This is a genomic window from Aestuariivivens sp. NBU2969, assembly GCF_019931125.1.
In the GTDB taxonomy this organism is placed as follows: domain Bacteria; phylum Bacteroidota; class Bacteroidia; order Flavobacteriales; family Flavobacteriaceae; genus Aestuariivivens; species Aestuariivivens marinum.
The window spans coordinates 13,888-30,725 of sequence record NZ_JAIOUU010000021.1 but is presented as its reverse complement, the minus strand read 5'-3'; the positions used below and the strand labels follow the sequence as shown (position 1 = coordinate 30,725).

The following is a 16,838-nucleotide window of genomic DNA, read 5'->3' as shown; positions in this document are numbered from 1 at the left end:
TTTGTTATTTTCGCTCTTTATTAGTTTATACCCATGACAGCCCTTATTTCTTATATTGTTTCCCATAGCCAACTTCCAGAAAAGTCGGTTAAAAATACTGTTGACTTACTTGATGAAGCCTGCACCATTCCTTTTATTTCCCGTTACCGAAAAGAACGCACAGGCAATTTAGATGAGGTTCAAATTGGTGAAATTGTAAAATTCAAGGAGCAATTTGAAGCTTTGGAAAAGCGCAAGGACACCATATTGAAAGCTTTAACTGAACAAGACATTTTAACTTCAGAATTAGAGAAAAAAATTAAGGCGACAATAGATTTAACTGCTTTAGAAGATCTCTATCTACCCTACAAAAAGAGCCGAAAGACCAAAGCCGAAAAGGCTAGACAAAACGGATTGGAGCCATTGGCAAAAATCATGATGGCTCAGAATGCCAACGATATTGAATTGGTTGCCTATAGATATGTGAAAGGTGAGGTAAGTTCTACTGATGATGCTTTGGAAGGCGCGCGCCATATTATTGCCGAGTGGATTAATGAGAGGACCGATATTAGGAACAACATCCGTTACCAATTAGAGCACTTTGCAAGCATTTCTACAAAAGCCGTAAAAGACAAAGCTGCTTTGGAAGAAGCACAAAAATTCAAGGATTATTTCGACTGGAACGAATCCCTAAGCCGCATCCCTTCACACCGCTTATTAGCTATTTTGCGTGCAGAAACTGAAGGGTTTATCAAAACCAAAATAGAAATTGACGATGAGCGGACTTTGGATAAAATGAAACTCCGGTTGATGCGATCTAACAATGATTGTGCAGAACACATTCAGTTGGCCATTAAAGATGCTTATAAACGCTTGTTGTTACCGTCTTTAAGCAACGAAGCCCTGCAACTTGCCAAAGCCAAAGCTGATGATGAAGCCATTACCGTTTTTGCAAAAAACCTAAAGCAACTGCTGTTAGGCTCCCCTTTAGGTGAAAAACGGGTATTGGCCATCGATCCAGGATATCGTACGGGCTGTAAGGTGGTGTGTTTAAATGCCCAAGGCGGTTTGTTGTATAACGAAACCATTTATCCACATCCACCAAAGAATGATAGTGTGGGGGCGATGAAAAAAATCAGTTCGCTTAGTGATGCCTATAAAATAGAAGCCATTGCCATTGGTAATGGTACAGCATCACGGGAAACCGAAGCACTCATTAGAAAGATTAGATTTAAAAATGATATCCAGGTGTTTGTGGTGAGTGAGGCTGGAGCGAGTATTTATTCAGCTTCAAAAATAGCCCGTGAGGAGTTTCCCAACTATGATGTTACTGTTCGTGGTGCGGTGTCCATTGGAAGGCGCTTACAAGACCCTTTGGCCGAATTGGTGAAAATAGACCCTAAATCCATTGGGGTGGGGCAATACCAACACGATGTTGATCAAAATAAACTCCAAAAATCGCTAGATAAGGTCGTAGAGCACTGTGTAAATGCCGTTGGCGTAAACCTTAATACTGCTAGCAAAAGCTTATTAAGTTATGTTTCGGGAATAGGGCCTAAACTGGCTGAAAATATCGTAAACTATAGAAGCGAACATGGAGCATTTGCATCCCGTGAAGCAATCAAACAAGTGCCCCGTTTGGGCGATAAAGCCTTTGAACAGGGTGCAGCCTTTTTACGAATTAAGGAGGCCGACAATCCGTTGGATGATTCGGCGGTACATCCCGAAAGTTATGGTTTAGTTGCGCGAATGGCCAAGGATTGGGGCAAAACAGTAAAGGACTTAATCGGTAACGTAAGCCTCATCAAACAAATCGATTTAAAAGCCTATTGTGCCAAAACCATTGGTCTACTTACATTGGAAGATATTGCCAAGGAACTTGAAAAACCCGGATTGGACATTCGGGAGCAGGCCAAGGTGTTTACCTTTAATCAAAACATCAAGACGATTACCGATTTACATGCAGGCCAATTACTGCCCGGTATTGTAAACAACATTACCAATTTTGGTGCTTTTGTCGATATTGGTATTAAAGAAAGTGGTTTGATCCATGTGTCCAACCTCTCGGATAGCTTTGTAAAAGATGTGAACGACCATGTACATTTGCACCAACAAATTATTGTAAAAGTATTGGAGATTGATGTGCCACGAAAGAGAATTCAGTTGAAGTTGCATAAATAGGTTTCAAAACAGTGACACATTCATTGCTAAAATTGCAGGATTTGAACCTATTCATTATATAATACAACTGTTTTAGCTCAAAAATTAATTCAAAAAGAAATCTTGTCCGCCTTAAGGATACTTCGAGTGTTATGTCAAAAATCTTTTAATCAATTTTTTACTTTTCAACGGCTCTATCTTTACTTTTTAAAATTGGTTCTCAAAAAACATTCAAATTTTCCCATAAAAAAAGCGTCCAACACCATTGGACGCTTTTAATTGTATGATAGTTCTACTATTATTATCTATTCATATTTTTTATTTGGTCCATAAAAGTATCTAGGTCTGCACCATTATGCACTAATGTTAGCGCCTTATCAACTATGTATTTTGCATTTACTGCATGAAACCCTAGCCCAACTGCAATCTTTCTAAGCAAGGCTTCTTCATGCTCATCCCTAATATGGTCAGCATATACCATTCGAGCTAAATCATATAAGCGTTCCAAACGACTGTCGTAAGATACAGGCGGATTGATGGGATGCGATTGATAATCCTTTAAGATAGTTTTATATTCTGTATCACTAATATCTAAATTGCGAGCCAAACGATCCAAAAATGCTTTTTCTTCATCAGTAATCACACCATCGTCCATGGCTACACGCACAATTGCAGCAAAATGATCCTCATTACGTTTTTTAAATCCACTATCAAATAAATCTGAAATAGACATATTTTTTATTCTTTATTAATGCTGCAAACGTACATATTTTTTTTAACAAACTAAGCTGAATTTTTAATTTTTTGGTTGATACTCCGAGGCTTTTTTTCATTGTTTTTTTGAAATTAATTGATAAAAAACAACTAGAATTTTAACACATTTTTAGGTAAAGGTAATGACCGAAAGATTTTACATAAGCTAAATATTTCCGTAACTTTGAAAAAAACAATATCATGTTATCAAAATCTATAGAAAAGGCACTAAACGATCAAATTCGTATTGAGGCAGAATCTTCGCAAATTTATTTGGCTATGGCATGTTGGGCCGAGGTAAAAGGTTTGGAAGGCGTTGCAGGATTTATGTACGATCAGTCCAATGAAGAACGTGATCACATGCTTAAATTGGTTAAGTTCGTGAACGAACGTGGTGGACATGCCCATATTTCGGAATTAAAGGCTCCTAATGTTACGTTCGAATCCTTTAAGGAAATGTTTGAAAAGCTTTTCGAGCATGAAGTTTTTGTTTCCGAAAGTATTAACAATTTGGTACATATTACCCTTCAGGAAAAAGATTATGCCACACATAATTTCTTGCAATGGTATGTGTCTGAACAAATTGAAGAAGAAGCCATGGCTAGAACTATTTTGGATAAAATAAACCTTATTGGAAATGATAAAGGAGGTTTATACTTATTTGACAGGGATATTGTGAATCTAACAGTGAATTCTGCTTCAATGGATAATAGAGAATAAATTTAACACCTAATCTTATTTAGATTTAATAAAAATAACATACTTTTGTGATAAATCTCTAGAAGCTGTTTTGAAATTTGGACAGTCTCTTATTACCTATAAGGTTTGGGAAAAAAGAAGCAAAAGAAAAAGATTAAAAAACTACAGCAATTGGGGCTTATTACTTCATGTAATGTAAAAACGAGTTGCTGTAAAAAATATAAGAAGTGTGACATGAAGCGTTGTAAAAAATGTCCGTGTTTCGATTTGCTAAAAAAAGTAGCATAAAAAAGCGAACTCAAAAGGTTCGCTTTTTTAATAAATTTTGTTTCTAGGTTGATAGGGTTCTTTTTAAGCATTATATAATCGGTTTGAAATATTATCTTTGCAATCCAAAACAACATTAGGTGAGTAAAATTACCCTCTCCCAAACTTTTGCACAGGCTTTGCAAACGCAAAATCTGCAGACTGCTATTGTCCATCCCAAACAAAAAACACATGCAAAAGGCTTAGTTGGTTCGTTATTTTCTTTCGTAATATCAAGTGTTTTTAAGGATGCTGAAAAGACTTTTCTGCTCATTTTCAACGATAAGGAAGAAGCGGCCCACTACCTGAATGATCTAGAACAACTGCTTAATGATAAGGATGTGTTGTTTTATCCTGGGAGTTACCGAAGGCCTTACGAAATAGAGGAAACCGATAATGCCAATGTGCTATTACGTGCTGAGGTGTTAAACCGCATCAACTCCCAAAAAAAACCAGCTATAATTGTTACCTATCCCGATGCTCTTTTTGAAAAAGTAGTAACCCGAAGAGAGTTGGAACGTAATACCTTAAATATTTCGGTTGGAGAAAGCTTGTCCATCGATTTTATTAATGAAGTCCTGTTTGAATATCGGTTTAAGCGTGTGGATTTTGTAACCGAACCTGGCGAGTTTTCCGTTAGGGGAGGTATTGTTGATGTCTTTTCGTTTTCACATGATGAACCCTATCGCATTGAGTTTTTTGGTGATGAGGTTGATAGTATACGGACTTTTGATGTGGAAACACAGCTTTCCTTAAACCAGATTAAAAAGATCAATATTATTCCCAATGTTGCCAATAAAATTTTGGATGAAAAACGACAAAGTTTTTTAAATTACATTGCCCAAAAGACGATAATAGGTCTAAAAAATGCCGATTTACTATTTTCAAGAATAGACGATTTTTATACCAAAGCCGAAGAGGCCTTTAAAAAGTTGTCTTCTGATATAAAACATGTAGAACCCAATGAACTGTTTTGCGATTCTCAGGAACTTAAAAAACAGTTATTGGGTTTTTCGGTTATTGAGTTTGGAGGCACTTCTTTTTTTAGCAGGAGCGTCATTGCGAATGAAATGAAGCAATCTTTGTCAAAAGATGGGATTACCACGTCGCAAGCTCCTCGTAATGAGAATATAATAGTATTCAACAGCACTCCCCAACCGTCCTTCAACAAACAGTTCAATCTACTTATTGAGGACTTAAATGCTAATAACGATAAAGGCTATACCAATTATATTGCTTGTATAAGCGAACAACAAGCCAAGCGATTTCATGATATTTTTGACGATGCTCATTTAGATGTCAAGCAATACAAAACAGTTATTTTATCCTTATACCGAGGGTTTATAGACCACGATAATAAAATAGTGTGCTATACCGATCATGAAATCTTTGAGCGTTACCATAAGTTTAATATAAAAAACAGTTATGCCAAAAAACAGGCCATTACATTAAAGGAGCTAACCAATTTAGATATAGGCGATTATGTAACCCATATTGATCATGGGATTGGCCGTTTTGGAGGGCTTCAAAAAATTGACGTAGAAGGAAAAAAACAAGAAGCAATAAAGCTTATTTATGGAGAGCGTGATATTTTGTATTTAAGCATCCATTCACTACATAAAATCACGAAGTTTAATGGCAAGGATGGCAAACCTCCCAAAATTTACAAGTTGGGAAGCAATGCTTGGAAAACCCTAAAAGAAAAGACCAAGACACGAGTCAAACATATTGCATTCAATTTGATTAAGCTGTATGCCAAGCGTAAGACCGAAAAAGGATTTCAATACCATCCAGACAGCTATATGCAACACGAGTTGGAAGCCTCGTTTATTTATGAAGACACGCCCGACCAAAGTACGGCGACAGCCGATATTAAAGCTGATATGGAAAGTGAACGTCCAATGGATCGGTTGGTATGTGGCGATGTAGGATTTGGTAAAACAGAAGTGGCCATTCGGGCGGCATTTAAAGCAGTTGATAATGGTAAACAAGTTGCCGTTTTAGTCCCCACAACTATTTTGGCGTATCAACATTACCGAACCTTTTCACAGCGGTTAAAAGATTTTCCTGTAAATGTAGACTATCTTAATCGATTTAGAACGGCTAAAGAAAAAAGATTGACTTTAGAGGGCCTTGAAAAAGGTGGTGTAGACATTATTATTGGCACACACCAACTGGTGAATAAAAATGTGAATTTTAAGGATCTGGGATTATTAATTGTGGACGAAGAGCAAAAGTTTGGTGTCGCTGTAAAAGAGAAGTTAAAAACCTTAAAGGAAAATGTAGATGTATTAACCTTAACAGCAACGCCTATACCAAGAACACTTCAGTTTAGCTTAATGGCAGCTCGTGATTTATCGGTGATTACTACACCACCACCAAACCGTTATCCCATAGAAAGCCATGTTGTTCGCTTTAATGAAGAAACCATTAGGGATGCAATAAGTTATGAAATTCAGCGTGGCGGACAGATTTTTTTCATCCATAACCGGATTGAAAACATAAAGGAGGTAGCTGGGATGATTCAGCGTTTAGTTCCAGATGCCAAAATTGGTATTGGTCACGGACAAATGGAAGGCAAAAAATTGGAACAGTTGATGCTGGCGTTTATGGATGGTGCCTTCGATGTGCTGGTAAGCACAACTATAGTGGAAAGTGGACTTGATGTCCCCAACGCTAATACCATTTTTATTAATAATGCTAATAATTTTGGGTTGAGTGATCTGCACCAAATGCGAGGTCGGGTTGGGCGAAGCAACAAAAAAGCGTTTTGCTATTTCATCACACCAGAGTATTCGGCGATGACCGAAGATGCCAGAAAACGTATTACGGCCTTAGAGCAGCTTACAGAATTGGGCAGTGGCTTCAATATAGCCATGAAGGATTTGGAAATACGTGGCGCAGGGGATTTGTTGGGTGGCGAGCAAAGTGGTTTTATCAATGAAATAGGTTTTGATACTTATCAGAAAATATTAAATGAAGCCATTGAAGAACTTAAGGAAAATGAATTTAAAGACCTATATCAAGGCCAAAAAGAAGATAAAGTTTTTGTAAAGGATGTCACTATCGATTCCGATTTTGAGTTGTTATTTCCAGATAGTTACGTGAATAACATAACTGAACGATTAAATCTGTACACTCAGCTTAATAATATTAAAACCGAAGAAGAATTGCATACTTTTGAAGCGTCTTTGACGGATCGATTTGGAGCATTGCCACCACAAGTAACCGATTTATTAAATAGTGTTCAAATAAAGTGGTTGGCTACTAAGATAGGGTTGGAAAAAGTGGTGATGAAACAAGGTAAATTTATTGGATATTTTATTAGTGATCAACAAAGTAGTTTTTATCAGAGTTCTGCATTTACAAAAGTATTACAGTTTGTTCAAACACATTCCAATGTATGCAGAATGAAAGAAAAGCAAACTAGAAAAGGGTTGCGTTTAATGCTTACTTTTGAAAACATCAAAACGGTTAAACATGCATTGCAGGTTTTAAAACCTATTGTGGCTTAATTGTTGATTTTATGAAGCGAACCATAGCAAATCTTTATATCTGTAGAGATTATTATTGGCGAATTACATCTGACCGATGAAAAAAATAAAATTGAAACGTTTAGTATTAACATTCTTTTTGTTGCCGAGTTTGCTTTTGGCCCAACATACCATAAAGGGGGTGTTCTCGCCTGCTGAAGACTACAGTGTGGTGCTTTTATATAAATCGATGCCAACGGTTTCAAATTATATTGCCAGTTCAGAGATAAAAGAAGATGGTAGTTTTCAATTTCAATTAGACTCCACAATGACCAAGGGCATATATAAAATAGTGTATGCCATTCCTCAGGAAGACTATAATTTCGATGTGATCTACAACGCCAAGGAAGATGTTGAGTTAACTTTTAATGCCGAAACGGGGGTTACATTTCAAAAGTCTTTTGAAAACAAATTATTGACTTCTTATACTAATAGCATGGCCATGGTAACACAAGCCATAGCAAATTATTATAGTCAACAAAATAAAGATACTATAGCTTTAAAGGCTATTTTTAAAACCCAAAAAGAAACTCAAGAAAATTTCGAAAAAACAGCTAAGGGCAGTATTGTTTTTCAATTTATTAAAGCGAATAAACCTTATATTCCAAAGAAGTATGTTGATTTTAAAACTTATGTCAAGCAGTTAAAAGACCATTATTTTGATTATATCGATTTTAACAATAAAATACTTCAAAGCTCTAGTTTTTTAGAAGAGAAAATGCTTAATTATGTCTTTGGGATGCTTTCAAAAACCAAAGACGAAATCAACAATTATAAAGATAATATTGATGTATTTTGTACGGTTATAAAACCAACACCGCTTGAAGTAAAACGTATTTTATTAGTCGATTTATGGCAACAGATGGTTGACCTAAACAAAGAAGCAGTAGCTAATTACCTAGCCGAAACCTACTTAATGGATATCGCAGTCGCTCTAAACGATCAACATTTGTTGCATGGGTTGGTGGTTTATAGGGATACTTCTGTTGGAAATGAAGCTCCGGATTTTTCATTTGAAATGACCAAAGAGGGTGAAAAAACTATTAAAAGATTAAGTGAACTTTCAGAGTATAAAAACTATGTTGTTGTATTTTGGAGTACTACCTGCTCATACTGTTTGGATGAAATTCCTAGGCTTCAAGCATTTGCAAAAACACTAGAAAAAGGATTGGTTAAAGTTATTGCTATAGCCATTGAAGATGAAGATATTAAATGGAAAACGTTGAAATTGAACTACCCTGAATTTATACATATTTATGGAAAGGGTAAATGGGATAATGAGATAGGGAACAGCTATGGTGTAACGGCAACACCTACTTATTTTATTTTGGACAAGGACAAGAAAATTATTTCCAAACCAGAAGATGTTGAAGCTTTGAAAGCCTGGTTTACCAAAGACTTATAGAAATTTAAAAATGATAAAACGCATTTTCTAAGTGTTCAACTTCGAAGGATTTACCGTTTTTAACAATGGCGATAATATCAAACCGAACCTCGACGTCTAAATCGTTAACGGTAACATATTCATCAACAGCTTTCACCAAATTTTTAATTTGTTTAGGTTTTACAAAATCCTGGGGGTTGCCAAAATCAGCCGAGGAGCGGGTTTTTACTTCTACAATGGCAAGTGTGTCATTGTACTGAGCAATAATATCCACTTCTGCTTTTTCAAAACGGAAGTTGCGTTCTACAATCTCATAGCCTTTTTTCAGTAGAAAGTCTACAGCCAGTTGTTCGCCTTTTTTACCGAGTTGGTTGTGTTGCGCCATTAGAATGTTTTATATTTTGTCATTCAGAAGGAGACCAAAGGTCGACTGAAGAATCTAAACGTTATTTGATTGCTTTTTGATTGCTTTTTGATTTTATAAGGTTAAAATAGTAAAAAAGTATAGATTCTTAGTTGCATCTTAAATGACATTACCCCCTAAATAAAAAGAAATCATCTTTCATGTGTTCAATCTGGGCATCTTCGTTGGTAATAATGTAATCGATGGCCTGGGTGGTAAAATCGTTACCTTTTTCGGTGAGCGAAACAATTTTGTTCTTTATGGTAACCATGTTATTTTTTAAGGCTAAATCCAATATGGTTTTACTACGTACTTTTTGCCAATTAATGTGTTCGTTTAAGTGGTTAACGTGGCGTTCGGTTTCCTCATGATGGTTTTTAAGATGAAGCAAAAAAGTTAATAAGGAAACTTCGGTGCGTTGCTGTTTCTCGCGATACAAAACAGCGATGATACCCTTGCTTGGGGCAAATAAGTACACCACAAAAAAAAGAAACCCTAACATGGTGGTAATGGATCCAGCGATTGAGGCATCGAGTAGGTGAGCCAACCAGTACCCCGATATGGCACTAAAAACTCCAAAGCACATGGCATAAACAAGCATGCGCTTTAAATTTGTAGTCAATAGATAAGCGGTGGCTGCTGGCGCAATCATTAAAGCCACGACCAATATGGCACCAACAGCATCAAAGGCGCCAACAGTGGTTACAGACGATACAGACATGAGTCCATAATGGATCACTCCTGGAGAAAACCCCAAAGAAGCCGCTAATCCAGCATCAAAAGTGCTCACTTTTAGTTCCTTAAAAAAAGCAGATAACAAACCAAGGGTTGTTAATAATATACACCCAATAATGCATAAGGATTTTGGGCCAACATCAACTCCATAAATGATTAACCTATCAAAAGGGGCAAAGGCCAGTTCGCCCAGTAATACAGCATCAACATCTAAATGAACGTCATTGGCATTTTTAGCTATCAATATAACGCCAATACTAAAAAGCGCTGGAAAAACTAATCCTATGGCAGTATCTTCTTTTACCAAACCTGTTTTTTGAATGTATTCCACCAAAACCACGGTGACAATTCCAGTAACCGCTGCTAATGAAATTAGGAGTGGGGAGTTTAAATCTTGGGTTATAAAAAAGCCGATAACAATGCCAGGTAAAATAGAATGACTTATGGCGTCACTAATCATGGCCATTTTACGTAAAACTAAAAATGTTCCAGGGATGGCACAGGCAATGGCAACTAGGCTGGCGATAAGCTGTATTTCTATTTGAGCACTACTCATTGGTTTTAGATTGTTGATTGTACAAATTAGATGCTGTATTATAGCCTTCGTTGGTAAGACTCCATTGATTGCCATCCAAACGCACATAATTTTTTCTAACCAGTTTTTGAAGCGTCCCTTTGGTGTAACCCTGAAAATTATTTAGGATTTTAATAGCATGCGGATGTGATGTATCATCATGGGTTTTAACAATGTTGTACATAAAAGATAAAGTTTTATGCAATTGTAGGTCCCGCCTGTTTTTTATAAACCGAATTTGTTTAAAAAGTAACCCACGACTTGGTGAAAACACAAAGGAGATTAACACAAAAATTCCAGCTATGATAACAATAACAGGGCCTGTAGATAAATTGTTTTGACTTGCACTTACCGCTGTACCAAAAACACCCGATAATGCCCCAAATATGGCGGCTATGATAACCATGCGTCCCAAGCTGTTGGTCCATTGTCTAGCAGCAGCAGCTGGGGCTAATAGCATGGCACTCATTAAAACCACACCAACGGTCTGTAAGCCTAAAACAATAGCCAAAACAATAAAAGTAGTGATTAAAATATCAATAAACTTAGCGTTAAACCCAAGGGTTTTGGTATAATCGGCATCGAATAAAAGAATCTTGAATTCTTTCCAGAATAATAGTAATACAAACAAACAAATACCAGTTACTAGGGTCATCATCCACACATCGCTTTCCACTAATGTGGCTGCTTGACCAAATAAATACTTATCTAATCCTGCTTGATTGGCATTGGGTTGTTTTTGGATAAAGGTGAGTAATAGCATGCCAAACCCAAAGAATAATGACAAAATCAATCCTAAAGCAGTATCGGATTTTAAGTGGGTTTTTTTGATAATGCCCTGAATCCAAAAGGTACCTATAAGCCCGCTAATCAAAGCACCTATTAACAATATGTTACTGTCTTTTGTTCCAGTAACCAAAAAAGCAATGGCAATGCCGGGCAGTGCGGCATGTGAAATAGCATCACCAAGTAGGCTTTGCTTTCGCAATACAGCAAAACTACCCAACATACCCGTTATCGCGCCTAAAACGGCTGTGCCAATCGTGATGGTACGTAGGGTGTAATCTGTAAAAACTAATTGTATGTATTCTGTTAGGTCTATTTTTCTTTGTTTTTGTCTTTCCGCACTTGATGTGGAATCTATTAAAAATTATTTTATACAGAATCTCAAGTTTCAATATATAATCCTACTAATAACACGTAGGCAAGCTCATTGTGACAGTTAGGATGATATGAATGTCATTCCTGTACACTCACTTTATAATTAATACCGTAGGTCTTTGTTAAATTATCATCATTAAAAATATCCTTAACAGGGCCAGTTGCTATTTTTTTTACGTTTAAAAAAGTGACCCAATCAAAATACTCTGGAACAGTTTGAAGGTCGTGATGAACTACAATGACAGTTTTTCCTGCTTTACGAAGCTCTTTAAGAATGTTGATAATAGCAATTTCGGTAGTGGCATCAACCCCTTGAAAAGGTTCGTCCATAAAATATATGGAGGCTTTCTGTACCAAGGCTCGTGCTAAAAATATACGTTGTTGTTGTCCGCCTGATAACTGACTTATTTGGCGGTTTTTAAACGGCAACATACCAACTTTTTCTAAGGCTTCCAAAGCTGCTTTCTTTTCTTTTTGCCCTGGGCGCCTTATCCAACCCAAATTACCATAAGTTCCCATCATAACCACATCTATAGCTGTGGTTGGGAAATCCCAGTCCACACTTCCCTTTTGTGGAACGTAGGCAACAAGGGTGCGTTGCTTATTATAAGGTTTACCATAAATGCTAACACTACCGGCAATGGGTTTTAAAATACCTAAAATAGATTTGATTAATGTGGATTTACCAGCACCGTTGGGGCCAACAATAGCCATAAGTACCCCTTCTGGGATTTCTAAATCGATGTCCCATAGTACAGGTTTGTAGTTATAGGCTACTGTTAAATCGTCTACTTGTACGGCTATTTTGTTTTCCATATTTATATATTGTCATTCAAAAGGAACAACGACTAAAGAATCTTATTATAAAACCAAATATTAGATTCAACGCTTCGCTTTTGATGATATTTTATTTTAAAGCATTCACGATAGTATTAACGTTATATTCAAACATACCAATATAGGTGCCTTCTATTGTGCCAGCATCACCTAGGGCATCTGAATATAAGGTACCACCTATTGTAACATCGTGGTCTTTCGATCTTACAGCTGCTTGCAAGGCTTCAATGGTACGTTTTGGTACAGAGCTTTCTACAAAAATAGCCTTTACTTGGTGTTCTATAATGAAGGCTGACAAATTTTGTACATCCTGAACACCGGCTTCAGTAGCTGTCGATAGACCCTGTAGTCCTACCACTTCAAAATTAAAGGCCTTTCCAAAATAGTTGAAAGCATCGTGTGCTGTTACTAAAATACGCTTTTCACTCGGTAAGGTTTCAATAACCGTTTCAAGTTTATTTCTTAGAACGTCTAATTGCTTAATGTAATTACTTCCATTGGTTTTAAAGCTCTCTTTTTGTTCTGGAATAGCATCAGTAAGGTTTTTAACCACAAATTGAGTTGCTTGTTTCCAATACTCGATATTAAACCAAATGTGCGGATCGTAATTGGACGCAAAGTATTCAGAACCAATCAATGTACTTTTATCTAAAGCATCGGCAATAGCAATGGCTTTCTTGTTTTTCATTTTTTCAAACACTTCCACTAGTTTCCCTTCTAGATGTAATCCGTTGTAAAAAATAATATCAGCATTAGCCAATTTGCTAACATCGCCTTCACTGGCTTTGTATAAATGCGGATCGACACCACTACCCATTAAACCTTGTAGGTTAATGTGGTCGCCACCAATATTTTTAACTAGGTCAGTAATCATTGTGGTCGTAGTGACCACATTTAATTTTGAGTTGTCCTTTTGGGTGTTTTTACAACTGAAAAGTGTGATTATAATTGATATTGATAAAATAATTTTTCTCATGTCCTTATTTTTTATTTTTATTGAAAAGCTTAAAAAGATGTTTGCACCCGTCTTCGGTCTTCCTACTTTTATCTTTTAGTTGGTATTCTGAAGCTAACGCCTCCACTTAATAAAATATCTTGACCTTCTGTAATGCTTGAACCAAAGGTGGCATCCAATTGCACGCTATCTGAGATTAAATAGGTTAAGCCTGCATCCCAAAAATGATTAGCATTATGGTTCTCGGGGAGGTCACCGTATAACTCTGCATAGGCACCAAGTTTGTCGGTAATGCCTACTCCATAGGCTATGGTATAAACATAAGATGCTTCAGGGGAATCGTCACCCCATTGGGCACCAATGTTATAGGATAAGCTGGAATTTTCACTAAGTGTATGGGCAAAAGCAAAGCGAAAATCAATGCCTGTGGTTTCTGGTTTGTAATCTTTACCTGCGGTAAATGGCAAGAACACATGGCCTATAAGTCCGATTTCTGGGAAGCCCTTTTTTTCATTAGCTATATTAACTTTTGCTCCAAAAAGCATAGGACTAAAACCGCTCATAACATTATCTAATTTTGAACCGTTTACTTTTAGGGAGCTTTCAACAAAATCCCATCCTAAGCGTAACTCTAAATTGTCAAGAAGCCCAATTCTTACCAATGAGGTGTTCAGGGTAAAATCTTCAAACTTTGTATTTCCTGTTTTAAAACTTTCAAAAAAGGCTCCGGTCTCCACTTGGAGGTAGCCCACAGGAACCGTATTTGGAGATTCGGTTGCATCGGGACGATCGGTTATTAAGGTTCCTGGTAAATGTTCTGTTTCTTGTGCAACTACTGGAACCGTTAGTATAAATGCAACTATTAGTAAGGTAATTTTATTCATTTTCGTTAACATAAATAATTGAGGTAAAATCTTCATTTAAAATGATGGTGTTATTGTTTATTAGTATTTGTGTCATTTTATTTTTGCTGAACTGTTTTGAAACCAAAACAGTATTGCCAAATTTTAAGCCATGTTGTGAACAAAAGTCAAAGAACTCCTTGTCATCACTCATTAAACGGGAGATGATATACGTTTTGCTTTCTTTGGCATTGGACAACATAATGGAGGTATCTGTCGTGGTGATTTCTCCATTGGCATTAGGAATAGGGTCACCATGTGGATCAAATTTAGGATTCCCTAAATAGGCACTGATTTTATCGGCCAAGAAATTAGAGGTTTGATGCTCCAACAATTCGGCTTCACGGTGGATGTCGTGTAATGACATATCGAAGGTTTTAAATAAAAACGATTCCCAAAGACGGTGCTTACGAACAACGTTCAGAGCTATTTTATTGCCTTTTTCGGTTAGCTTTAAGGCTTGATATTTTTCGTAGTGCAGAATGTCTTTTGCAGCTAACTTTTGTGCCATATCAGTTGCAGCAGCACTAGAAATGCCCAATTCTTTAGCAATACTTCCTGGTTTGGTGTCGTTGTTATCGCGTTTTCCGTTTTTGTAAATGGCCTTTACAAAGTTTTCTATGGCTACAGACATTTATAATTGCTTTAAAATATTTTTAAGTATGCTTAAAAATTTTTCAAATGTAGCAAAAAAAAATGTTTTTAAGTAGGTAATTTTTAGTTTTTCATTAGCGTTTGTCATGACAACATAAGTACAACATAGTTCTATACGGTTACAGATTGGTATTGAGTAAGAAGTTACTTGGTGTTGTCAAGATGTCCTAACTTTTATTATATTGCAACAAATTAATTTATTCTTGAACTACAAAAAACAGTTTAAAAAAACAATTCCTTTAAATAAAACCAGTAAAAAGGATTTATTTGACTTGTTATATAATTTGCATTATGATTTATTATTGCAAATTGTAAGGCAGTATGTGCCTTCAATTGAAGATGCTGAAGAAGTGTTGCAGGATGTTTTTATGAAGATTTGGTATAATTTTGAAAAGATAGACATGAATAAAAATGTCACAGGATATCTGTTTAAAATTACTAGAAATACCTGCTTAGACTTTTTAAGGAGTAAAAGGCACGCTTTAGCTCTTGAAACTAATTCAATCCAGCAAAAAAACTTATTAAACTTTCATGCTTTAACTAATGATACAGCGTCTACTATAATTAAGAATGAACTCGTTGCTTTAATAAATGAAAGTATAGAATCTCTACCTGAAAAATGTCGCTTGGTTTTTATTAAAAGCAGATTTGAAGGGATGAAACATAAGCAAATTTCATCTGAGCTTGATATTTCCAATAAAACGGTCGAGAATCATATTTCTAAGGCAATCAAGCATTTAAGAAAGTCTTTAAAAGATTATTTACCTTTTTTATAAATTTATCATATAGCTACTAGGGGGTACTTTGAATTTACTCGTATTTAATAGTGTAAGGCTATCTAAATGAATAATAAAAAGATATTAAAACTAATTAAAGGACAACTGCCCCCACAAGAAGAGAAGGTTGTTGTTGATTGGTTGCTAAATAATCCTAAAAAAAGGAAGCAGTACGAGATTCTTAAAGCCAAGGAGGTTGCGTCTAGCTTAAGCGAGGCTAGCAAAGTTTCTTCATCGTATAAAATAAAGACAAGTCATTTATCAAAATATGTGGCCGTTATGTTAATAGCTATATTCTCATCTGTTTTAACATGGCACATGCTGTTTAATGATACTCATTTAAGTGATAAAAGTATAAGCGATACGTCATTGGTTTTAGTAACAACTCAGAAAGCTGAAAAAAAGGAGATTATTTTAGAGGATAGTACAAGAATAATTTTGAATTCGAACAGTGCGTTATCGTATCCAAAACATTTTAAGGGGAATACAAGGGAAGTAGTCATTAAGGGTGAAGCTTTTTTTGATGTCACTAAAGATGAACACAAGCCCTTTATTGTTACCACTAACGAAGGCTTAAAAATAAAGGTGCTTGGTACATCTTTTAATGTGAAATCTTACCCAGAGGACAAAAAAATGGAAACGACCTTAGTGTCCGGAAAAGTAAAAGTGATTGAAGAGCGAAAAAACACTATTGTAGAATTGTCACCATCTCAAAAGGCCACCTATATTAAGCATGAGGATAAAATGATTGTAGAGCAAGTAAACACTGTAAATTATACCTCTTGGAAAGAAGGACGATTAATTTATAATGATACCCCAATGCGAGAGGTAATCAAGGATTTGGAAAGGATGTACGATATAAAATTTGATATTACGTCAAGCAAAATTCTTGATTATAAATATAAAGGAGAATTTGATAATCTTGAGATTAAGCAAATATTGGAATTATTCGAAATATCATCACCAATAACCTATTCAATACAAAACAACATTATAAGATTAAACATTGAAAATAAATAGGGTAAGT

14 protein-coding genes are annotated in these 16,838 nt (G+C 35.9%); 6 read left to right on the top strand and 8 right to left on the bottom strand.

What is annotated here, in order from left to right; genetic code table 11:
* Positions 1–33 precede the first annotated feature (33 nt).
* On the top strand, positions 34–2,160 hold the full coding sequence (locus tag K7G79_RS12545) for a Tex family protein (RefSeq protein WP_223551938.1): 2,127 nt from the start codon (positions 34–36) through the stop codon (positions 2,158–2,160).
* A gap of 280 nt (positions 2,161–2,440) precedes the next feature.
* Here K7G79_RS12545 and K7G79_RS12540 read toward each other — a convergent pair whose 3' ends face one another.
* On the bottom strand, positions 2,441–2,872 hold the full coding sequence (locus tag K7G79_RS12540; protein ID WP_223551937.1) for a TerB family tellurite resistance protein: 432 nt from the start codon (positions 2,870–2,872) through the stop codon (positions 2,441–2,443).
* Positions 2,873–3,093: 221 nt separating this feature from the next.
* Between K7G79_RS12540 and K7G79_RS12535 the strand changes: the two genes are divergently transcribed.
* From K7G79_RS12535 to K7G79_RS12525, 3 genes are all read left to right on the top strand, one after another.
* Positions 3,094–3,612: a ferritin gene (locus K7G79_RS12535; protein ID WP_223551936.1), complete on the top strand. Its 519-nt coding sequence runs from the start codon at positions 3,094–3,096 to the stop codon at positions 3,610–3,612.
* 386 nt (positions 3,613–3,998) lie between these two features.
* Positions 3,999–7,412, top strand: coding sequence for a transcription-repair coupling factor (gene mfd / locus K7G79_RS12530; protein WP_223551935.1), 3,414 nt, complete (start codon positions 3,999–4,001; stop codon positions 7,410–7,412).
* A gap of 76 nt (positions 7,413–7,488) precedes the next feature.
* Positions 7,489–8,835 (top strand): TlpA disulfide reductase family protein, encoded by a 1,347-nt coding sequence (locus K7G79_RS12525; protein ID WP_223551934.1) that lies wholly within the window; start codon positions 7,489–7,491, stop codon positions 8,833–8,835.
* A gap of 4 nt (positions 8,836–8,839) precedes the next feature.
* Here K7G79_RS12525 and K7G79_RS12520 read toward each other — a convergent pair whose 3' ends face one another.
* The 7 genes from K7G79_RS12520 to K7G79_RS12490 form a co-directional block, all read right to left on the bottom strand.
* Positions 8,840–9,199, bottom strand: a complete 360-nt coding sequence (locus K7G79_RS12520; protein WP_223551933.1) for a YraN family protein — start codon at positions 9,197–9,199, stop codon at positions 8,840–8,842.
* Between the two features lie 148 nt (positions 9,200–9,347).
* Positions 9,348–10,508, bottom strand: a complete 1,161-nt coding sequence (locus K7G79_RS12515) for a metal ABC transporter permease (protein ID WP_223551931.1) — start codon at positions 10,506–10,508, stop codon at positions 9,348–9,350.
* A complete protein-coding gene (locus K7G79_RS12510; protein ID WP_223551954.1) occupies positions 10,501–11,628 on the bottom strand; it encodes a metal ABC transporter permease in 1,128 nt (375 codons plus the stop codon). The genes K7G79_RS12515 and K7G79_RS12510 overlap by 8 nt, the downstream gene beginning before the upstream one ends.
* A gap of 137 nt (positions 11,629–11,765) precedes the next feature.
* The gene (locus K7G79_RS12505; protein ID WP_223551930.1) at positions 11,766–12,503 is read right to left on the bottom strand and encodes a metal ABC transporter ATP-binding protein; all 738 of its coding nucleotides are present in this window, start codon (positions 12,501–12,503) and stop codon (positions 11,766–11,768) included.
* 91 nt (positions 12,504–12,594) lie between these two features.
* Entirely contained in the window at positions 12,595–13,500 is a 906-nt protein-coding gene (locus K7G79_RS12500) for a metal ABC transporter solute-binding protein, Zn/Mn family (RefSeq protein WP_223551929.1), read from the bottom strand.
* 68 nt (positions 13,501–13,568) lie between these two features.
* Positions 13,569–14,363 (bottom strand): transporter, encoded by a 795-nt coding sequence (locus K7G79_RS12495; protein ID WP_223551928.1) that lies wholly within the window; start codon positions 14,361–14,363, stop codon positions 13,569–13,571.
* A complete protein-coding gene (locus K7G79_RS12490; RefSeq protein WP_223551927.1) occupies positions 14,356–15,015 on the bottom strand; it encodes a metal-dependent transcriptional regulator in 660 nt (219 codons plus the stop codon). Before K7G79_RS12490 ends, K7G79_RS12495 begins: the two co-directional genes overlap by 8 nt.
* A gap of 223 nt (positions 15,016–15,238) precedes the next feature.
* On the opposite strand from K7G79_RS12490, the gene K7G79_RS12485 reads away from it, so the two are divergent.
* Both K7G79_RS12485 and K7G79_RS12480 read left to right on the top strand, forming a co-directional pair.
* Positions 15,239–15,811: an RNA polymerase sigma-70 factor gene (locus K7G79_RS12485; RefSeq protein ID WP_223551926.1), complete on the top strand. Its 573-nt coding sequence runs from the start codon at positions 15,239–15,241 to the stop codon at positions 15,809–15,811.
* A 66-nt stretch (positions 15,812–15,877) separates the two neighbouring features.
* Complete coding sequence (locus K7G79_RS12480) at positions 15,878–16,831, top strand: FecR family protein (RefSeq protein ID WP_223551925.1); 954 nt, start codon at positions 15,878–15,880, stop codon at positions 16,829–16,831.
* The last annotated feature ends 7 nt before the right edge of the window (positions 16,832–16,838 follow it).